16 protein-coding genes and 1 pseudogene are annotated in these 17576 nt (G+C 68.0%); 6 read left to right on the top strand and 11 right to left on the bottom strand.

What is annotated here, in order from left to right:
* The first annotated feature begins 16 nt into the window (after positions 1-16).
* A complete protein-coding gene (locus VE172_RS09905; RefSeq protein ID WP_324800588.1) occupies positions 17-844 on the top strand; it encodes a siderophore-interacting protein in 828 nt (275 codons plus the stop codon).
* A 152-nt stretch (positions 845-996) separates the two neighbouring features.
* Here the strand turns inward: VE172_RS09905 and VE172_RS09900 are convergent, their stop codons facing one another.
* The 4 genes from VE172_RS09900 to VE172_RS09885 form a co-directional block, all read right to left on the bottom strand.
* A complete protein-coding gene (locus VE172_RS09900; protein ID WP_324800585.1) occupies positions 997-1974 on the bottom strand; it encodes a glycerophosphodiester phosphodiesterase in 978 nt (325 codons plus the stop codon).
* Positions 1975-2216: 242 nt separating this feature from the next.
* The gene (locus VE172_RS09895; protein ID WP_324800582.1) at positions 2217-2342 is read right to left on the bottom strand and encodes a hypothetical protein; all 126 of its coding nucleotides are present in this window, start codon (positions 2340-2342) and stop codon (positions 2217-2219) included.
* Positions 2343-2370: 28 nt separating this feature from the next.
* The gene (locus VE172_RS09890) at positions 2371-5364 is read right to left on the bottom strand and encodes a UPF0182 family membrane protein (RefSeq protein WP_324800580.1); all 2994 of its coding nucleotides are present in this window, start codon (positions 5362-5364) and stop codon (positions 2371-2373) included.
* 42 nt (positions 5365-5406) lie between these two features.
* Complete coding sequence (locus tag VE172_RS09885; protein ID WP_324800578.1) at positions 5407-6459, bottom strand: YlbL family protein; 1053 nt, start codon at positions 6457-6459, stop codon at positions 5407-5409.
* 194 nt (positions 6460-6653) lie between these two features.
* On the opposite strand from VE172_RS09885, the gene VE172_RS09880 reads away from it, so the two are divergent.
* Entirely contained in the window at positions 6654-7865 is a 1212-nt protein-coding gene (locus VE172_RS09880) for a zinc-dependent metalloprotease (RefSeq protein ID WP_324800575.1), read from the top strand.
* Here VE172_RS09880 and VE172_RS09875 read toward each other — a convergent pair.
* Together VE172_RS09875 and VE172_RS09870 are read right to left on the bottom strand one after the other, a co-directional pair.
* The gene (locus VE172_RS09875) at positions 7862-8407 is read right to left on the bottom strand and encodes a M48 metallopeptidase family protein (protein WP_324800572.1); all 546 of its coding nucleotides are present in this window, start codon (positions 8405-8407) and stop codon (positions 7862-7864) included. The genes VE172_RS09880 and VE172_RS09875 overlap by 4 nt on opposite strands.
* A gap of 143 nt (positions 8408-8550) precedes the next feature.
* Positions 8551-8706 (bottom strand): DUF5679 domain-containing protein, encoded by a 156-nt coding sequence (locus VE172_RS09870; RefSeq protein WP_324800569.1) that lies wholly within the window; start codon positions 8704-8706, stop codon positions 8551-8553.
* 151 nt (positions 8707-8857) lie between these two features.
* Here VE172_RS09870 and VE172_RS09865 point away from each other — a divergent pair, with 151 nt between their 5' ends.
* Positions 8858-10168, top strand: coding sequence for an ABC1 kinase family protein (locus VE172_RS09865; protein WP_324800566.1), 1311 nt, complete (start codon positions 8858-8860; stop codon positions 10166-10168).
* A gap of 85 nt (positions 10169-10253) precedes the next feature.
* Here the strand turns inward: VE172_RS09865 and VE172_RS09860 are convergent, their stop codons facing one another.
* The 4 genes from VE172_RS09860 to VE172_RS09845 form a co-directional block, all read right to left on the bottom strand.
* Positions 10254-10502, bottom strand: coding sequence for a hypothetical protein (locus VE172_RS09860; protein ID WP_324800563.1), 249 nt, complete (start codon positions 10500-10502; stop codon positions 10254-10256).
* A gap of 1 nt (position 10503) precedes the next feature.
* Positions 10504-10851 (bottom strand): WhiB family transcriptional regulator, encoded by a 348-nt coding sequence (locus VE172_RS09855; protein ID WP_414715082.1) that lies wholly within the window; start codon positions 10849-10851, stop codon positions 10504-10506.
* 123 nt (positions 10852-10974) lie between these two features.
* Positions 10975-11307: a hypothetical protein gene (locus VE172_RS09850; protein ID WP_324800557.1), complete on the bottom strand. Its 333-nt coding sequence runs from the start codon at positions 11305-11307 to the stop codon at positions 10975-10977.
* A gap of 112 nt (positions 11308-11419) precedes the next feature.
* On the bottom strand, positions 11420-13501 hold the full coding sequence (locus tag VE172_RS09845; protein WP_414715081.1) for an ATP-dependent DNA helicase UvrD2: 2082 nt from the start codon (positions 13499-13501) through the stop codon (positions 11420-11422).
* Between the two features lie 129 nt (positions 13502-13630).
* Between VE172_RS09845 and asnB the strand changes: the two genes are divergently transcribed.
* Together asnB and VE172_RS09835 are read left to right on the top strand one after the other, a co-directional pair.
* Positions 13631-16339, top strand: coding sequence for an asparagine synthase (glutamine-hydrolyzing) (gene asnB, locus VE172_RS09840; RefSeq protein WP_324800553.1), 2709 nt, complete (start codon positions 13631-13633; stop codon positions 16337-16339).
* 31 nt (positions 16340-16370) lie between these two features.
* Entirely contained in the window at positions 16371-16607 is a 237-nt protein-coding gene (locus VE172_RS09835) for a mycoredoxin (protein ID WP_349258322.1), read from the top strand.
* 47 nt (positions 16608-16654) lie between these two features.
* On the opposite strand, the gene VE172_RS09830 is transcribed toward VE172_RS09835, so the two are convergent.
* Positions 16655-17164, bottom strand: coding sequence for a DinB family protein (locus tag VE172_RS09830; protein ID WP_324800548.1), 510 nt, complete (start codon positions 17162-17164; stop codon positions 16655-16657).
* Between the two features lie 87 nt (positions 17165-17251).
* On the opposite strand from VE172_RS09830, the pseudogene VE172_RS09825 reads away from it, so the two are divergent.
* A pseudogene (locus VE172_RS09825) lies at positions 17252-17576 on the top strand (hypothetical protein); the annotation flags it as partial.

Here is a 17576-nt window from a genome sequence, read left to right as displayed (position 1 = left end):
CAGAAAGGTCCGGTCGATGCCGCAAACCAACGCTCGCCGTTCCCGCCGCCCCGTCGAGCTGCGCGTGCTGCGCACCGAATGGCGGACGCCGCACATGGTTCGGGTGGTACTCGGCGGCGCCGGCATCGCGGACTTCCGCGACAACGAAGACACCGACCACTACGTCAAGCTGCTGTTCCCGCGGCCCGGCGTGAACTACCCCGAGCCCTTCGACCTGGAGGCCGTCGAGCGCGACCTCCCGCGCTCCCAGTGGCCGGTGCGGCGCACCTACACCGTGCGTCACTTCGACGCCGGCCTCGGCGAGCTGACCGTCGACTTCGTCTACCACGGCGACGAGGGCATCGCGGGCCCGTGGGCCGCGGCGGCCCGCCCCGGCGACGTGCTGCGGCTGATGGGACCGGGCGGCAAGTACCGCCCCAGCGCCGACGCCGACTGGCACCTGCTGGTGGGCGACGAAGCGGCGATCCCGGCGATCGGGTCGGCCCTGGACCGGATGCCGACCGGCGCCCGGGTGGCGGTGATCCTCCAGGTCGCCAACCCCGACGAGAAGCAGAAGTTCGAGACGCCCGCCGACGCCGACTTCACCTGGGTGTACCGCGACGACGCGAGCGACTTCCGCGATCAACTGGCCGACGCGGTGCGGGCGTGGGAGTTCCCGCCCGGACAGGGCCAGTTCTTCGTCCACGGCGAGGCCGAGGCGGTCATGAAGCGCATCCGCCCGTATCTCCTGTCCGAGCGCGGGGTGCACCGTGACTGGCTGTCGATCTCGGGATATTGGCGCGAGGGCAACAGCGAGGAGAGCTTCCGCGAGTGGAAGGCCGCCGAGGCGACCTCAAAGGGTTAGTTGCGTCACGCGCTGTGACAATACCGGCGATATCCGGCGAACGGTTTGAAAAGTTCGGCCGGATGCCATTGACCTAGTTCGATCTTCATCAATAGACTTGAAAGTCTCCTTGGGTCGGCCAGCCGTGCCGGGGCTGACCGCCCCAAGGGGGCTTATTTTTGCGCCGAGGCGGCGCGGGGGCCGTCGGTGCCGGGGGGCAGCACCCGCTTGGTCGTCATGACCGGAAGCGTCTCGGTCTTCGCCCGCTCCAACAGCGTCGCCGGGTAGTCGCTGATGATGGTGTCCACGCCGTGCTTCAGCGACCAGTCCATGCCCTCGGTGGTGTCCACCGTGTAGGTCGCCAGCGTCAGGTTGGTGGAGCGCACCCGCTTCAGCCCCGCGGTGTCGAGGTTGCGGTAGTCGGTGCCGAACTTGTCGGCCCAGCCGTCGAGCTTCTTCAGCTCCGCGCTGCTGGGCACGGTGGGGTTCAGCCACAGCAGCGGAACCTCGGGCCGCAGCACCGACATGCGGCGCAGCGACGCCGCGTCGAAGGACAGGAAGGTGAGCCGCCCGGTGGCGACCATGCCCTGCCAGCGGGAGTCGACCGCCATCTGGTGCGCCACGGTCTTCTCCAGCCCCGGCGACAGGTCGGGGTTCTTCAGTTCCAGGAACAGCCCGATGTCGTGGGGGTACACGTAGTCCAGGATGTCGCTGAGCGCGGGAATCCGCTGTCCGGCGTACTTCTTGCCGAACCACGAGCCCGCGTCGAGCTTGCGGACCTCCTTGTAGGTGAAGGTGCCCACCTTGTCGTGCGCCCGGTCCGGGAAGACCGTCTCCACATTGGTGGTCCGGGCGAAGGTGCGGTCGTGCACCAGGATGGGCACGCCGTCGGAGGTGAGTTGGACGTCGGCCTCGAAGCAGGTGGGGTGCACCTTGACCGACTTGGCGTACGCGGCGGCGGTCTGCTCCGGGGCCACGCCGGCGCCTCCGCGATGCGCCACCGACACCAGGGGGCGCGGTGACTGGGTGTAGATCGACTCGCCGAGAACCGGCCTGCCCATATGGGACGGTGGGGTGGGGTTGTCGTTGGCCCGGGCGACTCCCGCGATACCGAGAATCGCCGCCACGAACAGCGATGTCGCCGTGATCATCAGTGTGCGTCGTCCAAACATTTCTGTCCACTTCCGGCAGAGGAGTAACGCTTCGACTGCCCAAAATGTAAATGAGAAACGCACAAACGGGTAGACATTGGAACAAATCGTCGGCAAGTGTTCGTCCGGTGGACACCGGGAATTAGCGCGCCGAATGTCCACAAACCACGCGAAAGCCGCACCCGCGGGCGGCAGCCTCCACCTTAGAGGCCGCCGACCGCACCGCGGTCAATTCGGCGAAACTAGCCGCCGGGCCGGTTCTTGTTCTTGTTGACCAGCAGTATCACCGTGAGCACCACGCCCGCCACGACCGCCAGACAGCAGGCCAGGGCGAGGAAGTGCCAGGGTGCGAGGGAGACAGCACTCATTCAATCAGTCCAAAATGGTCAAAGGGGTTCAGGACTTCTTGACCGCCTTGTCGAAGTCGGCCAGCGCCTTGTCGAGATCGTCGAGCGCCTTGCCCAGCGCGGTGAAGTCCTGCTTCTTCATGGCGTCCTTGATGTCGCTCCTGGCCTTGATGACCCTGTCCAGCGCCTCCTGGGCCGTCGTCGACAGCTTTCCGTTGTCGCCGTGGTCCCCGGAGTTGTTGTCGCCGGGGTTGGTATCGGGCACCGCGGTACCCGTCAGATTCTTCAGCGCCACATCCAGGGGCCGCGCGTCAGACGTGTCCTTGATGTCCGGGTCGTTTTCGTCGAGTCTGACGAAGGTCTTCTGTTCCCCATAGGACACCAGCAGGCCCTGGAGCAGGGGCAGCCTGGTCCCCGAGGACTTCGGCGTGATGTAGACCGGTTCGACGTACACCATGCCGTTGCCCGCCGGCACCGCCAGCAGGTTTCCCCAGGTCAACGTGTTATTGGACGAGTAGTCCCGTCTGAAGCTGGCAAAGGACTTCTGGTCCGTGAGGGTCTTGAACTGCTGACTGGTCGAATTCACCTGGCCCGACCCGAACTGGTACAGCGTCAACACCGGGTTGTCGTGCTCGTCGTAACGTCCCGACATCATCCCCGACATCGACGAGTCGCGGTTCTTCGGCGAGAACGTCGAGGTCAACTGGAACTGCGGTTTGTCGCCCTGCTTGGGCAGCTTCGCCACCATGTAATACGGGGGCAGCGTCTTGTTGTTGTCCACTGGGTCGTCGGCGATCTGCCATTCCTGGCTGCCGTCGATGAAGGCGCCCGCCTTGCCGACGTGGTACTTCTGCAGCAGGTCGCGCTGCACCTTGAACTGGTCGACCGGGTAGCGGAAGTGGTCCGCCAGCACCGACGGGATCTTGCTCTCGGGCTTGACGATGCCGCCGAAGGCCTTGTTCCAGACATTCAGCACCGGGTCCTTGGCGCCGAACTTGTACAGCTCGACCTTCCCGGTGTAGGCGTCCACGGTGGCCTTCACCGAGTTGCGCATGTAGTTGATCGACTCGTCGGCCTGCTGCGACTCGCCCTGACCCGTGGTGCGGTCGGTGGTGGCGTCCTGCAGATTGACCTTCTGCGAATACGGGAAGGAATCACTGGTGGTGTAGCAGTCCAGCACCCACTTGATGTCCCCGTTGACGACCGTCGGGTACGGGTCGCCGTCGACGGTGAGGAACGGCGCCACCTGCTGCACGCGGTCCCGCGGCGAGCGGTGATAGAGGAGCTGGGAGTCCTTGTTGATGCGACTGGACAGCAGGAAGTTGGTGTCGCCGAACTCCCAGGCGTAGGCCAGCTGCCGACCGAACGAGCCGATCGGGACCCCGCCGTTGCCCTCGTACGTGGAGTAGACGTCGCCGCCGGTGGTCCTGTGCTTGCCCTTCTTGGCATCGGTGTCCGAGGTGGTGCCGCTGGCGGGGTGGTCGTACTCGCGCGGCTTCTCGCCCGTGGGAACCCCGGCGATCGCGAAGTCCTTGTCGAGCTCCCCGAAGTAGATCTGCGGGTGCTCGATCTTGGCGGCCTTGCGATCCTTCACATTCGGGAAGTCCTCATCGGACTTGCATGTGGAATTGTCGTCCGAGCCGTTGCCCTTCAGCTCGTTCAGCGAGCCCGACTCGAAGTACGGCCCGTTGGCGCACACCCGATTGCCCGAGGCGGAGACCAGGCCGTAGCCGTGGGTGTAGGTGGTGTGCCGCGCCGACCACAGCTGGGAGTTCGACACCTTGTCGGGGTTGATCTCCCGCACGCCCACCACGTAGTCCTGGACCTGACCGTCATTATCGGTGAAGTGGTCGACGTCCAATTCCTGATTGAACTCGTGGAAGCCCTTGGCCTGCTGCTTCTGCGTGAAGTTGTCGGACACGATGGACGGGTCCATCATCCGCAGGGAACCCAGGCTTTCCTCGTTGTCCTTCAGGCCCGAGATATCGGGTTCGTTCGTCAGCTTGAGATCCTGGGTCTTCAGGTTACCGAGCCCATACGCCGACATGGTGCCGTCGATCGTCCGCTGGACGTACGTGCTCTCCTTGTCCTGCGCGTTCGGCCCCGTGCTGACCTGGCTGACCACGTACGGATAGATGCCGCCCAGCGCGATCGCGGACACCAGCACCAGCCCCAGCGCCATGCCGGGGATCACCAGCGTGCGGGCGAAGTAGTTGGAGAACACCACGACGGCGACCGCCGCCAGTACCGCCACGAAGATCAGGATCTCCTTGGCGGGCAACAGGGCCGTCATCTCGGTGTAGCCGCCGCCGGTCACGCCGATCGACTGGTTGTCGTCCAGGGTCAGGGCGTAGCGGTCCAGGAAGTACGCCACCGCCTTCAACAGCACGAAGGCGCCGATCAGCAGCGACAGGTGCCAGCGGGCCGCCGGGGTGACGCGCTCGCCGCGGCCCGACAGCCGCAGCGCCCCGTACAGGTAGTGGCCGCCCAGCGCCGCGATGATCCCGATGATGATCATGGTGAAGCCGACGCCCACCACGTACTCCCAGAACGGCAGGTCGAACACGTAGAAGCCGATGTCCAGGTGGAACTGCGGGTCCTTGGTGCCGAAATTCTCGGAGTTGGAGAACATCAACCATTCGCGCCAGTGGTCCATGGCGGCGATGCCCGCGAAGACGCCGACGACCCCACCGATGATCCCGATCCACCAGCCGATGCGGGGCTGAATCATGGCGCGGTAGCGCTCCATGTTCTGCTGCTCGGGGGTGTGGGGGACGCTGTCGGGGCGGAAGCGGAACGTCACGTACAGGTTCGCCGCGGTCCACAGTGTCAGGAGGAGCCCGACGATCACGAACATCCAGATCCGGGTCCACAGCATGGTCGAGTACACGCCGCTGTAACCGACCGAGTCGTACCACAGGAAGTGCGTGTACACCCCCGTGAGCCATCCGGCGATCATCACCAACGCGATGGCCACCAGCAGCCCTATGAGTACGTAACGGCCGCGTCGGTTGATGCGTGGCATCGGTGCCCGCGTCGCCATGGATTCTCCCTAGAACGTCGCGTGAAAGGTAAAACTGGAACGTTAAGTTAAGCAGGTCGGCGGATTGCCGCCGGAGCTCAGGGTCTTGAGGGTCTGGACGGCGCCGTGCAGGGTGTGGATCTTCAGCAGGCGCAGCCCGTGTGGCGCGTTCTTCTTGGCGGCGGCGCAGTTCTCCGCCGGGGTGAGGAAGATGGACGCTCCCTGTTCGGAGGCGGCCACCACCTTCTGTTCGACACCGCCGATCGGCAGGACGTGCCCGTCCTCGTCGATCTCGCCGGTGCCCACGATGTCCCTGCCGCCGGTCAGGTCCTCCTTCGACACCCGGTCGATCATGGCCAGCGCGAAGATCGTCCCGGCGGAGGGGCCGCCCACGTTGAGGCCCTCGGCGGTGACCTTCAGGCCGTACGGGTCGTCCTGTACCGGCTTGACCTTGACGCCGGGCAGGTAGACGTTGCCCTTCCTGGTCTTGGCCGGAGCCAGCTTGACGGTCTTGTTCTTCTTGTCGCGCACGATGCCCAGCTTCGCGGGCTTGCCCGCCGCCTTGTCCTGCGCGTTCTCCAGAAGGGAGACGAACTTCTGCTGCGAGGTGACCTTGCCGCCGTTGACGGAGGCGATGACGTCGCCCGGCTTCAGGACCTTGGACGCCGCGGAGCCCTTGTCGACGGTCTTGACGGTGACGTGGACCGGGTGGCCGAGCTCCTGCAGGGCCGCGGTCTCGGCGGCCTGCTGCGAGTTCTGCCACATTTTCTGCTGCTCCTCGGCGATCTGTTCGTCCGTCTTGTCGGGCGGAAACTGCAGATCGCGCGGGATCACCGCGTAGTCCTTCGACAACCAGAAGTAAATGGCCCGCACCAGCTCGACGTGGTCGTAGATGCGCACGGTCACCAGCCGCAGCTCGCCTTTGGACTTGGTGGAGTACTTGTCGTCGGCGCTGATCAGTTCGACGTTCTTCTTGCCCACCTTGTATTTGGCGAGGGCGTCGTAGGTCGGCCCGGGGCCCAGCCCGACGTAGGCCACGTTCATGGACAGGGCCTGCCACGTCAACAAGGACACCAGGATCGCGCCGATCAGTACGGTCCAACCTCGCCTCTTCATTCCGGTGAGCTTACGTGGGTCCGCGGGGGCCGGAGCATCACGGTGAGGGCACCCACATCGGCTTGAGCCGTCAGCGAACCGGCGGTTCAATCGCCCCGGCCCGCGAATCATTGACGTACGGTGGGGTTGTGAGTCCGGATAACCCGTTCGGCTTTGGGCTTCCCGAAGGGATGCCCGACCCGAATGACCCGAGAATGCAACAGATGATGGCGCAGTTGCAGCAGATGATGCAGCAACAGTCCGGTTCGGGGCCCGTCAACTGGGACCTCGCGCGGCAGGTGGCCAACGAGCACATTGGCGACGACCCGATGGTGGATTCGGTGTCGTCCAAGGCCAATGAGGAGACGCTGCGTCTGGCCGACCTGTGGCTGGAGAACACCACGACGCTGCCGTCGGGAATCTCGACGACGGCCTCGTGGACCCGCAAGGACTGGGTGGCGCACACGGTGGGCACCTGGAAGGAGCTCGCCGAACCCTTGGCGGCCAAGATGTCCCAGGCTTTGGGAGAGATGGTCCCCGAGGACGTGCGCGGGCTGCTGGGCCCGATGGCGAACCTGATGCAGGGCATCGGCTCGACGCTGTTCGGCGCGCAGCTGGGACAGGCGCTGGCGGAGCTGTCCAAAGAGGTCATCACCTCGACCGAGATCGGCCTGCCCCTGGGCCCGGCCGGCACGGCGGTGATCCTGCCGGCCAACCTCGCCGAGTACGCCGACGGCATGACCGACATCCCCCGCGACGACGTGCGGCTGTACGTGGCGCTGCGCGAGACGGCGCACCACCGCCTCTACGGCCACGTGCCGTGGCTGCGCGCCCACATGATCGGCGCGGTCGAGGCGTACGCCAACGGCATCCACATTGACCAGTCGGCGATCGAGGCGATCGCCAACGACTTCGACCTGTCGGACGGCGAGGCGATCCAGCAGATCGATCTGAGCCAGCTGATGCGCCCCGACGACACCCCGGCCCAGCGCGCCGCCGTGGCCCGCCTGGAGCACATGCTGGCCCTGGTGGGCGGCTGGGTGTCGCACGTGGCGGCCGAGGCCGCCGGCGACAAGCTGCCCTCCCTGTCGAAGCTCACCGAGACGGCGCGCCGCCGCCGGGCCACCAACGGCCCGTCCGAGCGCACCTTCGAGGCGCTGGTGGGTCTGCAGCTGAGCCCGAAGAAGCTGCGCGAGGCGACCGTCCTGTGGGACAAGATCACCCGGGTGCGCGGCGTCGAGGGCCGCGACGCGGTGTGGAACCACCCCGACCTGATGCCGACGCCGGAGGACCTGGACAACCCCGACGCCTTCGCCGAGAACGACGCCGAGATCGGCGACCTGGACATGTCGATCTTCGACCAGCTGGCCGTCAACGACCCGAAGCCGCCGAAGAAGCGCGAGGACTCCGAGGACGACGAGGACTAGCGCGGCCGGGAGCCGCGCGGCGTGGACATGCTCGCGTCGGCGATGCCCTCGAGGTAGCCGCGGGCGCGTTCGGTCTTGGGGTAGCGCTCCACCAGGGACCAGAACTCCTTGCCGTGGCGCGGTACCACCAGGTGGGCGAGCTCGTGGAGCAGGACGTAGTCGATGACCCAGCCGGGCATGGTGGCCAGCCGGGTGGACAGGCGGATGGTGCGGTCGTCGGGGGTGCACGAGCCCCAGCGGCTGTTCTGGTTGTCGACCCAGCGGACGCTGGTCGGGGCGGCGGCCACCGGGTATTCCGGGTAGTAGCGGCCGGCCAGGCGGACCGCGCGGGCGCGCAGCGCCGAGTCGCCGCCCTTGCCGGCGCGCTTGTCCCGGGCGCTGAGCCGGCCGAGCATGCGGTCGACCCACTCGGCTTCCTCGGCGCTCGAGAACTGATCCGGTATCAAGACGACCACTCGTTCCCCGTCCCTGTAGGCCGACACGGTGCGGCGGCGGCGCGTACTGCGCCGCACGTCGACCGGGGGGCTGACTTTCCGGGCCATGTGGGTACGCTATCGACCTCATGCGACGGAGTACAGGTCATCGCCGTGTGACTTGTACCGATTCGTCCGTGTACGTACGCAAAAATCCCCGCCGGCGTCTCAGCATGCGGACACCGACGGGGGATGCGTTGCCGCCGCCGGCGTCAGTCGTTCTTTCCGAGGATGCGGTTCATCTTCGTCCCACAGACCGGGCAGGTCCCCTTGGCCATCCGGCGTCCGGTCTTGGTCTCGGTGACGGTTCCCTCGAAGTCGCGTTTTTCCCGGCATTTGACGCAGTAACCGTTGTATGTCTTCGCCATGCTGGCCCCCTTGAGTTGTCGGGCGTGGTGGCCCACGCGAACGTCAGAATGCCATGAAAGGGGCAATTCCGGCGCCAGGCACGCGGCGTGCCTCACGCATTCTCAGGCTCGGCTAAGCGTGCGCGTGCACACGCATGGCACGATTGGGGGCGTGACCGACATTCCGCGCGGGCCGGTAGCGCGCACCGCCCGACTCGCCGCCCTGCCGCTCGGCTTCGCCGGACGGGCGGCGCTGGGCATCGGCAAGAAGGTCACCGGGTTCGCCGAGGAGATCATCAGCGACAAGCTCCAGCAGCGCACCGCCGAGCAGCTGTTCAGCGTGCTGGGCCAGCTCAAGGGCGGCGCCATGAAGCTGGGGCAGGCGCTGTCGGTGTTCGAGGCGGCGCTCCCGGAGCACCTGGCCGCCCCGTACCGGGCGGCGTTGACCAAGCTTCAGGAGGCGGCTCCGCCGCTCCCCGCCGCCAGCGTCCACAAGGTACTGGAGGCCGAGCTGGGCGAGGGCTGGCGCTCCAAGTTCGCCGAGTTCGACGACTCCCCCGCCGCGGCGGCCAGCATCGGCCAGGTGCACCGCGCGGTGTGGAGCGACGGCCGCGAGGTGGCCGTCAAGGTCCAGTACCCCGGCGCGGGCGACGCCCTGGTGTCCGACCTGAAGCAGTTGGGGCGCTTCGCGTCCCTGTTTCGCATCCTGCAGCCCGGCCTCGACGTCAAGCCGCTGATATCCGAGCTGCGGGAGCGGGTCGTCGAGGAACTCGACTACACGCTGGAGGCCAAGTCGCAGCGCGCCTTCGCCAAGGCCTACGACGGCGACGCCGAGATCCTGGTGCCCAAGGTGGTGGCCGCCGCCGACAAGGTGCTGGTCACCGAGTGGGCGCCGGGCACGCCGCTGTCACGGATCATCGCCTCGGGCACCCAGGAGCAGCGCGACCGCGCCGGTCACCAGCTGTCCACCCTGCACTTCTCGGGCCCGGCGCGCGCCAAGCTGCTGCACGCCGACCCGCACCCCGGCAACTTCCGGATCGCCGAGGACGGCCGCCTGGTCGTCCTCGACTTCGGCGCGGTGGCGCGGCTGCCGCGCGGCCTGCCCACCCCGATCGGCACCCTGGTGCGCCTGGCTCTGGACGGCGAGGCCCAGCAGGTGCTCGACGGTCTGCGCGGCGAGGGCTTCATCCCCGAAGACGCCGACATCGACGCCGAGGCGGTGCTGGAGTACCTGCTGCCCATGCTGGAGCCCATCGCCAGCGACGACTTCCAGTTCACCCGCAAGTGGCTGCGCCACGAGGCGGCGCGGATCGCCAACCCGAAGTCCGAGGCGTACGCGATGGGCAAGCAGCTCAATCTGCCGCCGTCCTATCTGCTGATCCACCGGGTGACGCTGGGCTCGATCGGCGTGATGTGCCAGCTGGAGGCGCGGGCGTCGTGGCGCTCCATTCTGGAGAAATGGCTGCCCGGCTTCGCCGAGTGACGCCTCCCCATCGCGAAAGGGCCCCCGATCCGCTGCGGATCGGGGGCCCTTTGAGGGAAGAGATCATCGGATCGCCGCGCGATCCTTACCGGCTCCGCTCTTTGCGGTGGACGTCGGCGATGATCTGATACGCCCGGCGTTTGTGCCGATGCTCGTGCCGCCATAGGTCGCGCATTCGCGCGCGGGCCAAGGCTTCATTGATGAGATTCAACTTCTCGATTCCGTTCTTGAGCGCGGGCATGGCCCGCTTCGTGGTCAGCTGTTTGATCTGGTGAGTACGGGCGGTGGGAACCGTGGAGGTCTCCACGCCGTGGGGTTCGTTGTGGCGGTACATCTCAGGCCGCCTCCATGCCGGTCAGCACGCCCCGGGTCCGCTCTTCCAGAGCGGCCTGCGCGGCGGCCTCGACGACGGCGGCGTCCTTGCGGGGACGTCCCCGGGGCCGCTTGCGCGCCACGATGGCGCCGGCCTCGAAGATCTCTCCGCCCCAGACGCCCCAGGGCTCGGCCCGGTCCACGGCTCCGGCCAGGCACTCGACCTTCACCGGGCAGTCCGCGCACAGCGACTTGGCGAACTCCAGCTCGGTCGGGGTGTCGGCGAACCACAGGTCCGCGTCGTACTCGCGGCAGGGGATGTCCCTGCCCTTGTTGATGGCCCGCTCACGCAGGCCGGGGCCGAGGGTCAACACCTCGGTCACCTCGCTTTCGGTCGTGATCGTCATTTGTTCCTTCTCGGGTAAATGAAAGAGGCCGCGGATCCCGGTGACGGGTTCCGCGGCCTCGAGGTGAGCCGGTGGGCAAATGCCCAGCTATACCGGCCTGCCTCGAGGCGGAATCCCGCTACCGCGTCCCATCTGGACCCGCAGTGCTTTGCCCTCGGGCTTGGCATCGCGGTGGATGAGAACGGCATTGTCGGCGGTGGTCAGGGTGAACAGGTTGGTCCGCGAAGACGTGGTCTCGACAGCGGACACACCGGTCCCCTGGCCCGTCGCGGTTTGTGGCGCCATGCATCGAATCGCCGTGCTGATGCCGGACGCGTTCACGCCGTACGCGGACGCCGACAAGGGCGCGCTACCGCGATACCACTTGTTGATGATTGCCACCGTGAACACCTCCTCATCTGGTGACTCGATACCCGTCACTGTGACGGCGCTAGTCAGGCTATTACCGGCCACTTCGGTTTCGCAACCGAATTAACGGGGAATCTCAAAACTTTCTTTGAATCGCCCGTTCGGCCGATCCTCCACCGCCTCATTAGTCGGTGGAGGCGGGCTGTTCACCGGCCACAAGGGCCAGTACCGCCGCGCCGTACTCCTCGAGCTTACGCGGTCCGATTCCGGCGATGGAACTCAACTCGGTGTCGGATTTGGGACAACGTTCGGCGATCGCGGTCAGCGTGACGTCGGTGAACACGATGTACGCGGGCACCTCGGCGGCGTCCGCGGTTTCCTTTCTCCACTGTCGCAATCGTTCGAACAAATCTTCATCCATATTGGATGGACAGGTCTCGCAGCGGCCGAGCTTCCGCGCCCGGCCGTCGGTGAGTGTGGCGCCGCACACCCGGCACGCCGCCCGTGACGCGCCTCGCGACTTCGAGGACTTCTTCTTCGGCTTCGGCGCCGCCGACGCCCCGAAGCCCTTCCCGGCCAGGAAGGAGCTGGCGTCGCGGGTGCGTCCCCCCGCCGAGCGGGCCAGGCCGTAGGACAGGAACAGCCACTGCCTCGCCCGGGTCACCCCGACGTACAGCAGCCGCCTCTCCTCCTCCAGCTGCGCGGCCGAGCGGGCCCGGGTGGTGGGCAGGGTGCCCTCGGCCAGGCCGACCAGGAACACCGCGTCCCACTCCAGCCCCTTGGCCGAGTGCAGCGACGCCAGCGTCACCCCGTCCAGGCTGGGCGCGTGCTGGGCCGCGGCCCGCTGCCCGAGCTCCGCCACGAACTCCTCCAGCGACAGCTCCGCGTGGTCGCCGGCCAGCCGCACCAGGGCGGCGACCGCCTCGTGGCGCTCCCGCGCGGCGCCGCCGGGCGGCGGGGCGTCCGGGCGCCACCCGATCGCCTCCAGGGCCGTGACCACGATGGACGGAAGCGGGTCCTCTCCGGTGTCGGTGTGCACGGCCTGGCGCAGCGCCACGATCGCGCTGCGCACCTCCGGGCGCTGGAAGAACCGCTCGGCCCCGGACACCACGGTGGGGACGCCCGCCTCGGCCAGCGCGGTCTCGTACGCCTCCGACTGGGCGTTGGTCCGGTACAACACGGCGATCTCGCGGGCGGGCGTCCCGTCGGCGATCAGCCGGGCGCAGCGCTCGGCCACGGCGGCGGCCTCGCCGGCCTCGTCGGGATAGGTGTCGAAGGACGGCGCGGGCCCGGCGGGGCGCTGGCCCTGGAGCTGAAGCCGCAGCTTCGCCTCGGTGCCCGCGGCCGAGGCGATCACCTCGTTGGCCAGCGACACCACCTGCGGCGTGGAGCGGTAGTCGCGCACCAGCCGCACGATCGTGGCGTCGGTGAAGCGGCGGGTGAAGTTCACCAGGTACCGCGAGGTGGCGCCGTTGAAGGAGTAGATGGTCTGGCTGGCGTCGCCGACCACGGTGAGGTCGTCGCGCTCGCCGACCCACGCGTCCAGCAGCCGCTGCTGCAGGGGGTTGACGTCCTGGTACTCGTCGACGACGAACAGCCGGTACTGGGAGCGGATCTGCTCGGCGATGTCGGGGTGGTCCTCGATCGCGGTGGCGGTGTGGCCCAACAGGTCGGCGAAGTCCATCACCCCGGCGCGCTGCTTGGCCTCCAGGTAGGCGGCGTACGCCTTGGACACGTCGGAGGCGTCCATCGGGGGGATGCGGTCGGTGCGGGCCACGGCCGCGGGGTACTCGTCCGGCGTGATCAGGCACGCCTGGGCCCAGTCCAGTTCGGTCGCCAGGTCGCGGTTCTTGGTCTTGTCCATGCGGCGCAGGCCCGCGCGGGCCGCGGCGATCGACACGAACTTCCAGGTGTAGTCGAGCAGCTCGGGCATCTCGCCGCCGAAGATCCGGCGCCCGAAGAAGCGCAGCTGCCGCAGCGCGGCGGCGTGGAAGGTGCGGGCGTTGACCCCGGTGATCCCGAGAAGGCGCAGACGGTCGCGGAGCTCGCCGGCGGCGCGGGCGGTGAAGGTGACGGCCATGACGTGCTGGCCGCGCACGTCGCCGCGCTTCACCCGGTAGGCGATGCGGTGGGTGACGGCGCGGGTCTTGCCGGTGCCGGCCCCGGCCAGGATGCACACCGGCCCCGGCGGCGCGGACACGGCGGCGGCCTGCTCGTCGTCCAGATCGGACAAAACTTCGGCGAGGCGCTCGGACGTCACGGTCATCCATGCTGCCATCCCGGTGGGACATCGGCGACGGCGGTCGGAACCGGCTCGACATCGAGGGCAACCAAACGCCCCACCGCTCACATCTACGTCAGTGGGAATGACACCGATAACACCCTGGGAGGGCGGATGTGCGGCATTGCTGGATATGCCGGGGAACTCGAAGTGGACGCGGCACCCATGCTGCGACGCATGACCGATGCCATGGAGCATCGGGGCCCCGACGGTGAGGGATTCACTTACGGACGCGGCTTCGGGCTGGGTCACCGCCGCCTGGCGGTGATCGACCGCAAGGGCGGCGACCAGCCCATGTGGTCCCCCGATCGCCGGTACGCCATGGCGTACAACGGCGAGGTCTACAACTACCGCGAGCTGCGGGACGAGCTGTCGGCGGCGGGCTACGCGTTTTCGTCCGCATCGGACACCGAGGTGGTGCTGGCGGCCTGGCGGCACTGGGGCAACGACGCGTTCGACCGCTTCAACGGGATGTTCGCGCTGGCCATCGCCGACACCCACACCGGCACCGTGGTGCTGGCGCGCGACCAGTTCGGCATCAAGCCGCTGTACCTGGCCCACACCTTCGGCGGCGCCTGCGCGTTCGCCAGCGAGATCCGCCCGCTGCTGGCCACCCGGGTGGTGCCGCGCGAGCCCGACGACGCCACGATCTACCGCTACCTGCGCTTCCGCGTGCACGACGACACCGAGCGGACGTTCTTTTCGGGCATCACCCGGCTCATGCCCGGGCACCTGGCGGTCGTCGGGCCCGACGGGCGGGTGCGGAGCGAACCGTACACGCTGCTGTCGGATCGCATGCGCGCCAAGGGAAGTCGGCCGTATGACGAGGCGGTAGCCGAGCGCTTCGGCGCCGAGCTGCGCGAGGCGGTGCGGCGGCGGCTGGTCAGCGACGTGCCCGTCGGCACGGCGCTGTCGGGCGGCCTGGACTCGTCCACGATCGTGGCCCACGCCCACGATCTGCTGGCGCGGTCCGATCGGGACGCGGGCTCGCTGGGCGAGCGCCAGCGGACGTTCTCGGCGGTGTTCCCCGGGGAGCTGAACGACGAGGAGCGCTACGTCGACGCGGTGGCCGAGGGGCGGACAGACGCACTGACCGTCCACAAGGTCCATCCGACGCCCGAGCGGTTCCTCGCCGACCTGCGCGACTTCGTGCGCACCCAGGAGGAGCCGGTCATCTCCACGGGCCCCTACGCCCAGTACTGCGTGATGCGGGAGGCGTCGGAGCACGTCACGGTCATGATGGACGGACAGGGCGCCGACGAGATGATGGCGGGCTACGTCCCGTACTACATGGTCCACATGCGGCAACTGTGGCGCGAGGGCCACCGGTTGCGCGCGCTGCGGGAGCTGGCCCGCTCCGTCGACGTGCTGTGGCGGCTGGGCCGCTTCGCCCTGGCCGACAGGCTGCGCGGGCGGCGCAGGGTGCCCGTCAACACCCTGCTGGCACGCGACTTCCGCGCCGCGCACGCCGACGAGCGCCTGGGCATGGTCGACGACGACCTGAAGACCCGGCTCGCCGACGACATCTTCCGCCACAGCCTGCAATCCCTGCTGCGCTACGAGGACCGCAACACCATGCGCTTCTCCATCGAGGGGCGGGTGCCGTTCCTGGACGCCAACCTGATCGACCTGCTGTGGTCACACGACGAGTCGATGATCCTGTCGGGCGGCTGGAACAAGCGGGTGCTGCGCGACGCCACGCGCGGCCTGCTGCCGCCGATGATCAACCAGCGCCGCAACAAGATCGGCTTCACCACGCCCGAGGACGCGTGGTTCAAGCGGATCAAGAACGCCGTCTACGAGATCTTCGCGTCCGAGTCCTTCGGCAGGCGTCCCTACTTCGACCAGGCGTCCGTCCTCGAGGCGTTCAAGTCCTATGTGGCGGGACGTTCCGGCGCCGAGACCATGACGTTCTGGCGCCTCATGAACGTCGAACTGTGGATGCGCGAGTTCATCGACACCGACCCGCCCGAAACGACCGGCGCGGCCGTCGAGACCGAGTCGCGGTCCAAGGGCGACCTTGTCCCCAACCCCGACAAGCACCTCCTCACCCCCGACGGCGCCTGGGCCCGCTTCCCGCTGCGCTGCGACCTGGTCGGCCCCCGCGACGAGATCCCCGCCCTGGTGGCCACCCGCGTCTCGGCCTTCGCCGCGAATCTCGCCGCCGCCGAACCCCCGACCCGCGACCTCGCCTGGGGCCCCTGGTACGCCTTCGTCAGCGAGAAGATCGTCGCGATCGCCCAGGAACGCTCCTTCTTCGTCTGGGACATCAACCCCGGCTGGTGGGCGCGCCGCCTCTCCAAACACGTGGTCCGCACCCCGTTCGGCATCGGCCTCGGCGACCCCACCACCATGCACCTGGCCATCCAGGAAGCGGGCCTCCCCCGCATCCTGGCCGCCAGCGCCGCCTCCGCGGCGGGCAAGCTCGTCGGCAGACGCGGCCTCTTCTACCAGGTCGCGGGCTCCCAGGTCCGCGCCATCGACGGCCCCACCCCCTACTCGGCCTACCCCGCCAACGTCTCCGCCAAGCTCGCCCCCGCCAACCCCCACGCCGTGGCCCGCCAGATCTCGGCGGCCCTCACCCTGGCCCTGCCCGTCCCCCTCCTGGAGCGCTTCGGCGGCACGGTCATCATCGACGCCAACGACATCGGCCAGAACATCCTCGGCCACGACACCACCCTGACCGAACCCCAACTCGCCGCGGCCTTCGCCGACAACCCCCTGGGTCAGGGCCGCGAACAGACCCCCATCGCGGTCGTCTTCGCCCAGGGCGACGACACTCACGCCCGCCTCGGGAATCAACCCCACATGACAAGATGTTGACCCCGGTGATTCTCGACGAAAGGCATCGACAATGGTCACTATGTACTCGACCACCTGGTGCGGCTACTGCCGCCGCCTCAAGAGCCAGATGGACCGCGAGGGCATCGAATACACCGTGGTCGACATCGAGGAGAACCCCGATTCGGCCGAATACGTCATGAGTGTCAACGGCGGCAACCAGACCGTCCCGACGGTGCAGTTCCCGGACGGCAGCGCCATGACGAACCCGACCATCGTCCAGGTCAAGGACAAGCTCGCGCTCGTGTAGCGACGACGACTCGACGGGGCGCGGGCCACACGGCTCGCGCCCCGTCGTCATGTGCCTACGGTGCCGTCGATCCGCTCCCGCAACAGGTCGGCGTGTCCATTGTGGCGCGCGTATTCCTCGATCATGTGCACATACACCCACCGCAATGACATCTCGCCCCACCGCGACTCCTGAAACGTCGTCGTCAGCGGCAGGTCCGCCACCGCCCGATCGCAGGCCTCCCGCTCGGCACGCAGCCGCTGGAAGTCGGCCTCGGCGTGGGAGGGATCGAGCTCCTCGGTCTCGCTCTCGCCTGGATACATCCGTTCGACATCCTCGCCCGCGACCCGAAGCCGAAACCACGTACGTTCCACGTTGGCCATATGCCGGACGAACCCCAGCAACGTCAGGCTCGACGGCGGCACCGCCGCCTCAGCCAGTTGCGCGCCAGTCAATCCCGCACACTTGTGCAGCAGCGTGTCGCGCTGCCAGTCCCGATATCCCTGAAGCAGATCGCGTTCCGAGGCGACAAACGGTTCGTCCTTGCGCACCACCGATGGCGCTGTCCATTCGCTCATCCGTCCATGGTGCCGCACCAGGCATTGACGGCGATCCGCTAACGTGACTGGCGTCGCTTTTCGTGGCTATCGACGGGATGGGCGTTTATGGGCTGGCAGCAGGAACTCGGGCGGGCGAGCCAGCGGTTTCGCGATGGCGAGTTTCATGTGGCGCGGGCCGAGCAGTTGGTGGCGCGGCGGGCCGCGGAGGTGCCCGCGGCGGATGCCGGGGCCGGGCGGCAGGTCGAGTTGGCGGGGGCGCTGACGCGGGCCGCCGAGGGCTTGGCGCCGGGGTTCCTGGGGGCGGAGCTGGCGGGGTTGCCCGACGACACGCCCCCGCGGCTCAATCCGCCGCCCGGGGTGGTGCACGTGAGGGTGGGGAGCGCGCGACCCGTTGGGGTGGCGGCGTTTCCCGCGTTGGTGCCGCTGTTGG

The organism is Stackebrandtia sp. (assembly GCF_035643755.1).
Classification (GTDB): domain Bacteria; phylum Actinomycetota; class Actinomycetes; order Mycobacteriales; family Micromonosporaceae; genus Stackebrandtia.
This window is presented reverse-complemented; position numbering and strand designations above follow the sequence as displayed.

Bases quoted from the DNA above. Each gene is read 5' to 3' on its own strand.
- VE172_RS09875 (WP_324800572.1), bottom strand. From the start codon at position 8,407: ATGGCCCGGAAAGTCAGCCCCCCGGTCGACGTGCGGCGCAGTACGCGC.
- VE172_RS09890 (WP_324800580.1), bottom strand. From the start codon at position 5,364: ATGGCGACGCGGGCACCGATGCCACGCATCAACCGACGCGGCCGTTAC.
- asnB (WP_324800553.1), top strand. From the start codon at position 13,631: ATGTGCGGCATTGCTGGATATGCCGGGGAACTCGAAGTGGACGCGGCA.
- VE172_RS09905 (WP_324800588.1), top strand. From the start codon at position 17: ATGCCGCAAACCAACGCTCGCCGTTCCCGCCGCCCCGTCGAGCTGCGC.
- VE172_RS09895 (WP_324800582.1), bottom strand. From the start codon at position 2,342: ATGAGTGCTGTCTCCCTCGCACCCTGGCACTTCCTCGCCCTGGCCTGC.
- VE172_RS09870 (WP_324800569.1), bottom strand. From the start codon at position 8,706: ATGGCGAAGACATACAACGGTTACTGCGTCAAATGCCGGGAAAAACGC.
- VE172_RS09900 (WP_324800585.1), bottom strand. From the start codon at position 1,974: ATGATCACGGCGACATCGCTGTTCGTGGCGGCGATTCTCGGTATCGCG.
- VE172_RS09880 (WP_324800575.1), top strand. From the start codon at position 6,654: ATGCAACAGATGATGGCGCAGTTGCAGCAGATGATGCAGCAACAGTCC.
- VE172_RS09835 (WP_349258322.1), top strand. From the start codon at position 16,371: ATGGTCACTATGTACTCGACCACCTGGTGCGGCTACTGCCGCCGCCTC.
- VE172_RS09845 (WP_414715081.1), bottom strand. From the start codon at position 13,501: ATGACCGTGACGTCCGAGCGCCTCGCCGAAGTTTTGTCCGATCTGGAC.
- VE172_RS09860 (WP_324800563.1), bottom strand. From the start codon at position 10,502: ATGTACCGCCACAACGAACCCCACGGCGTGGAGACCTCCACGGTTCCC.
- VE172_RS09885 (WP_324800578.1), bottom strand. From the start codon at position 6,459: ATGAAGAGGCGAGGTTGGACCGTACTGATCGGCGCGATCCTGGTGTCC.
- VE172_RS09830 (WP_324800548.1), bottom strand. From the start codon at position 17,164: ATGAGCGAATGGACAGCGCCATCGGTGGTGCGCAAGGACGAACCGTTT.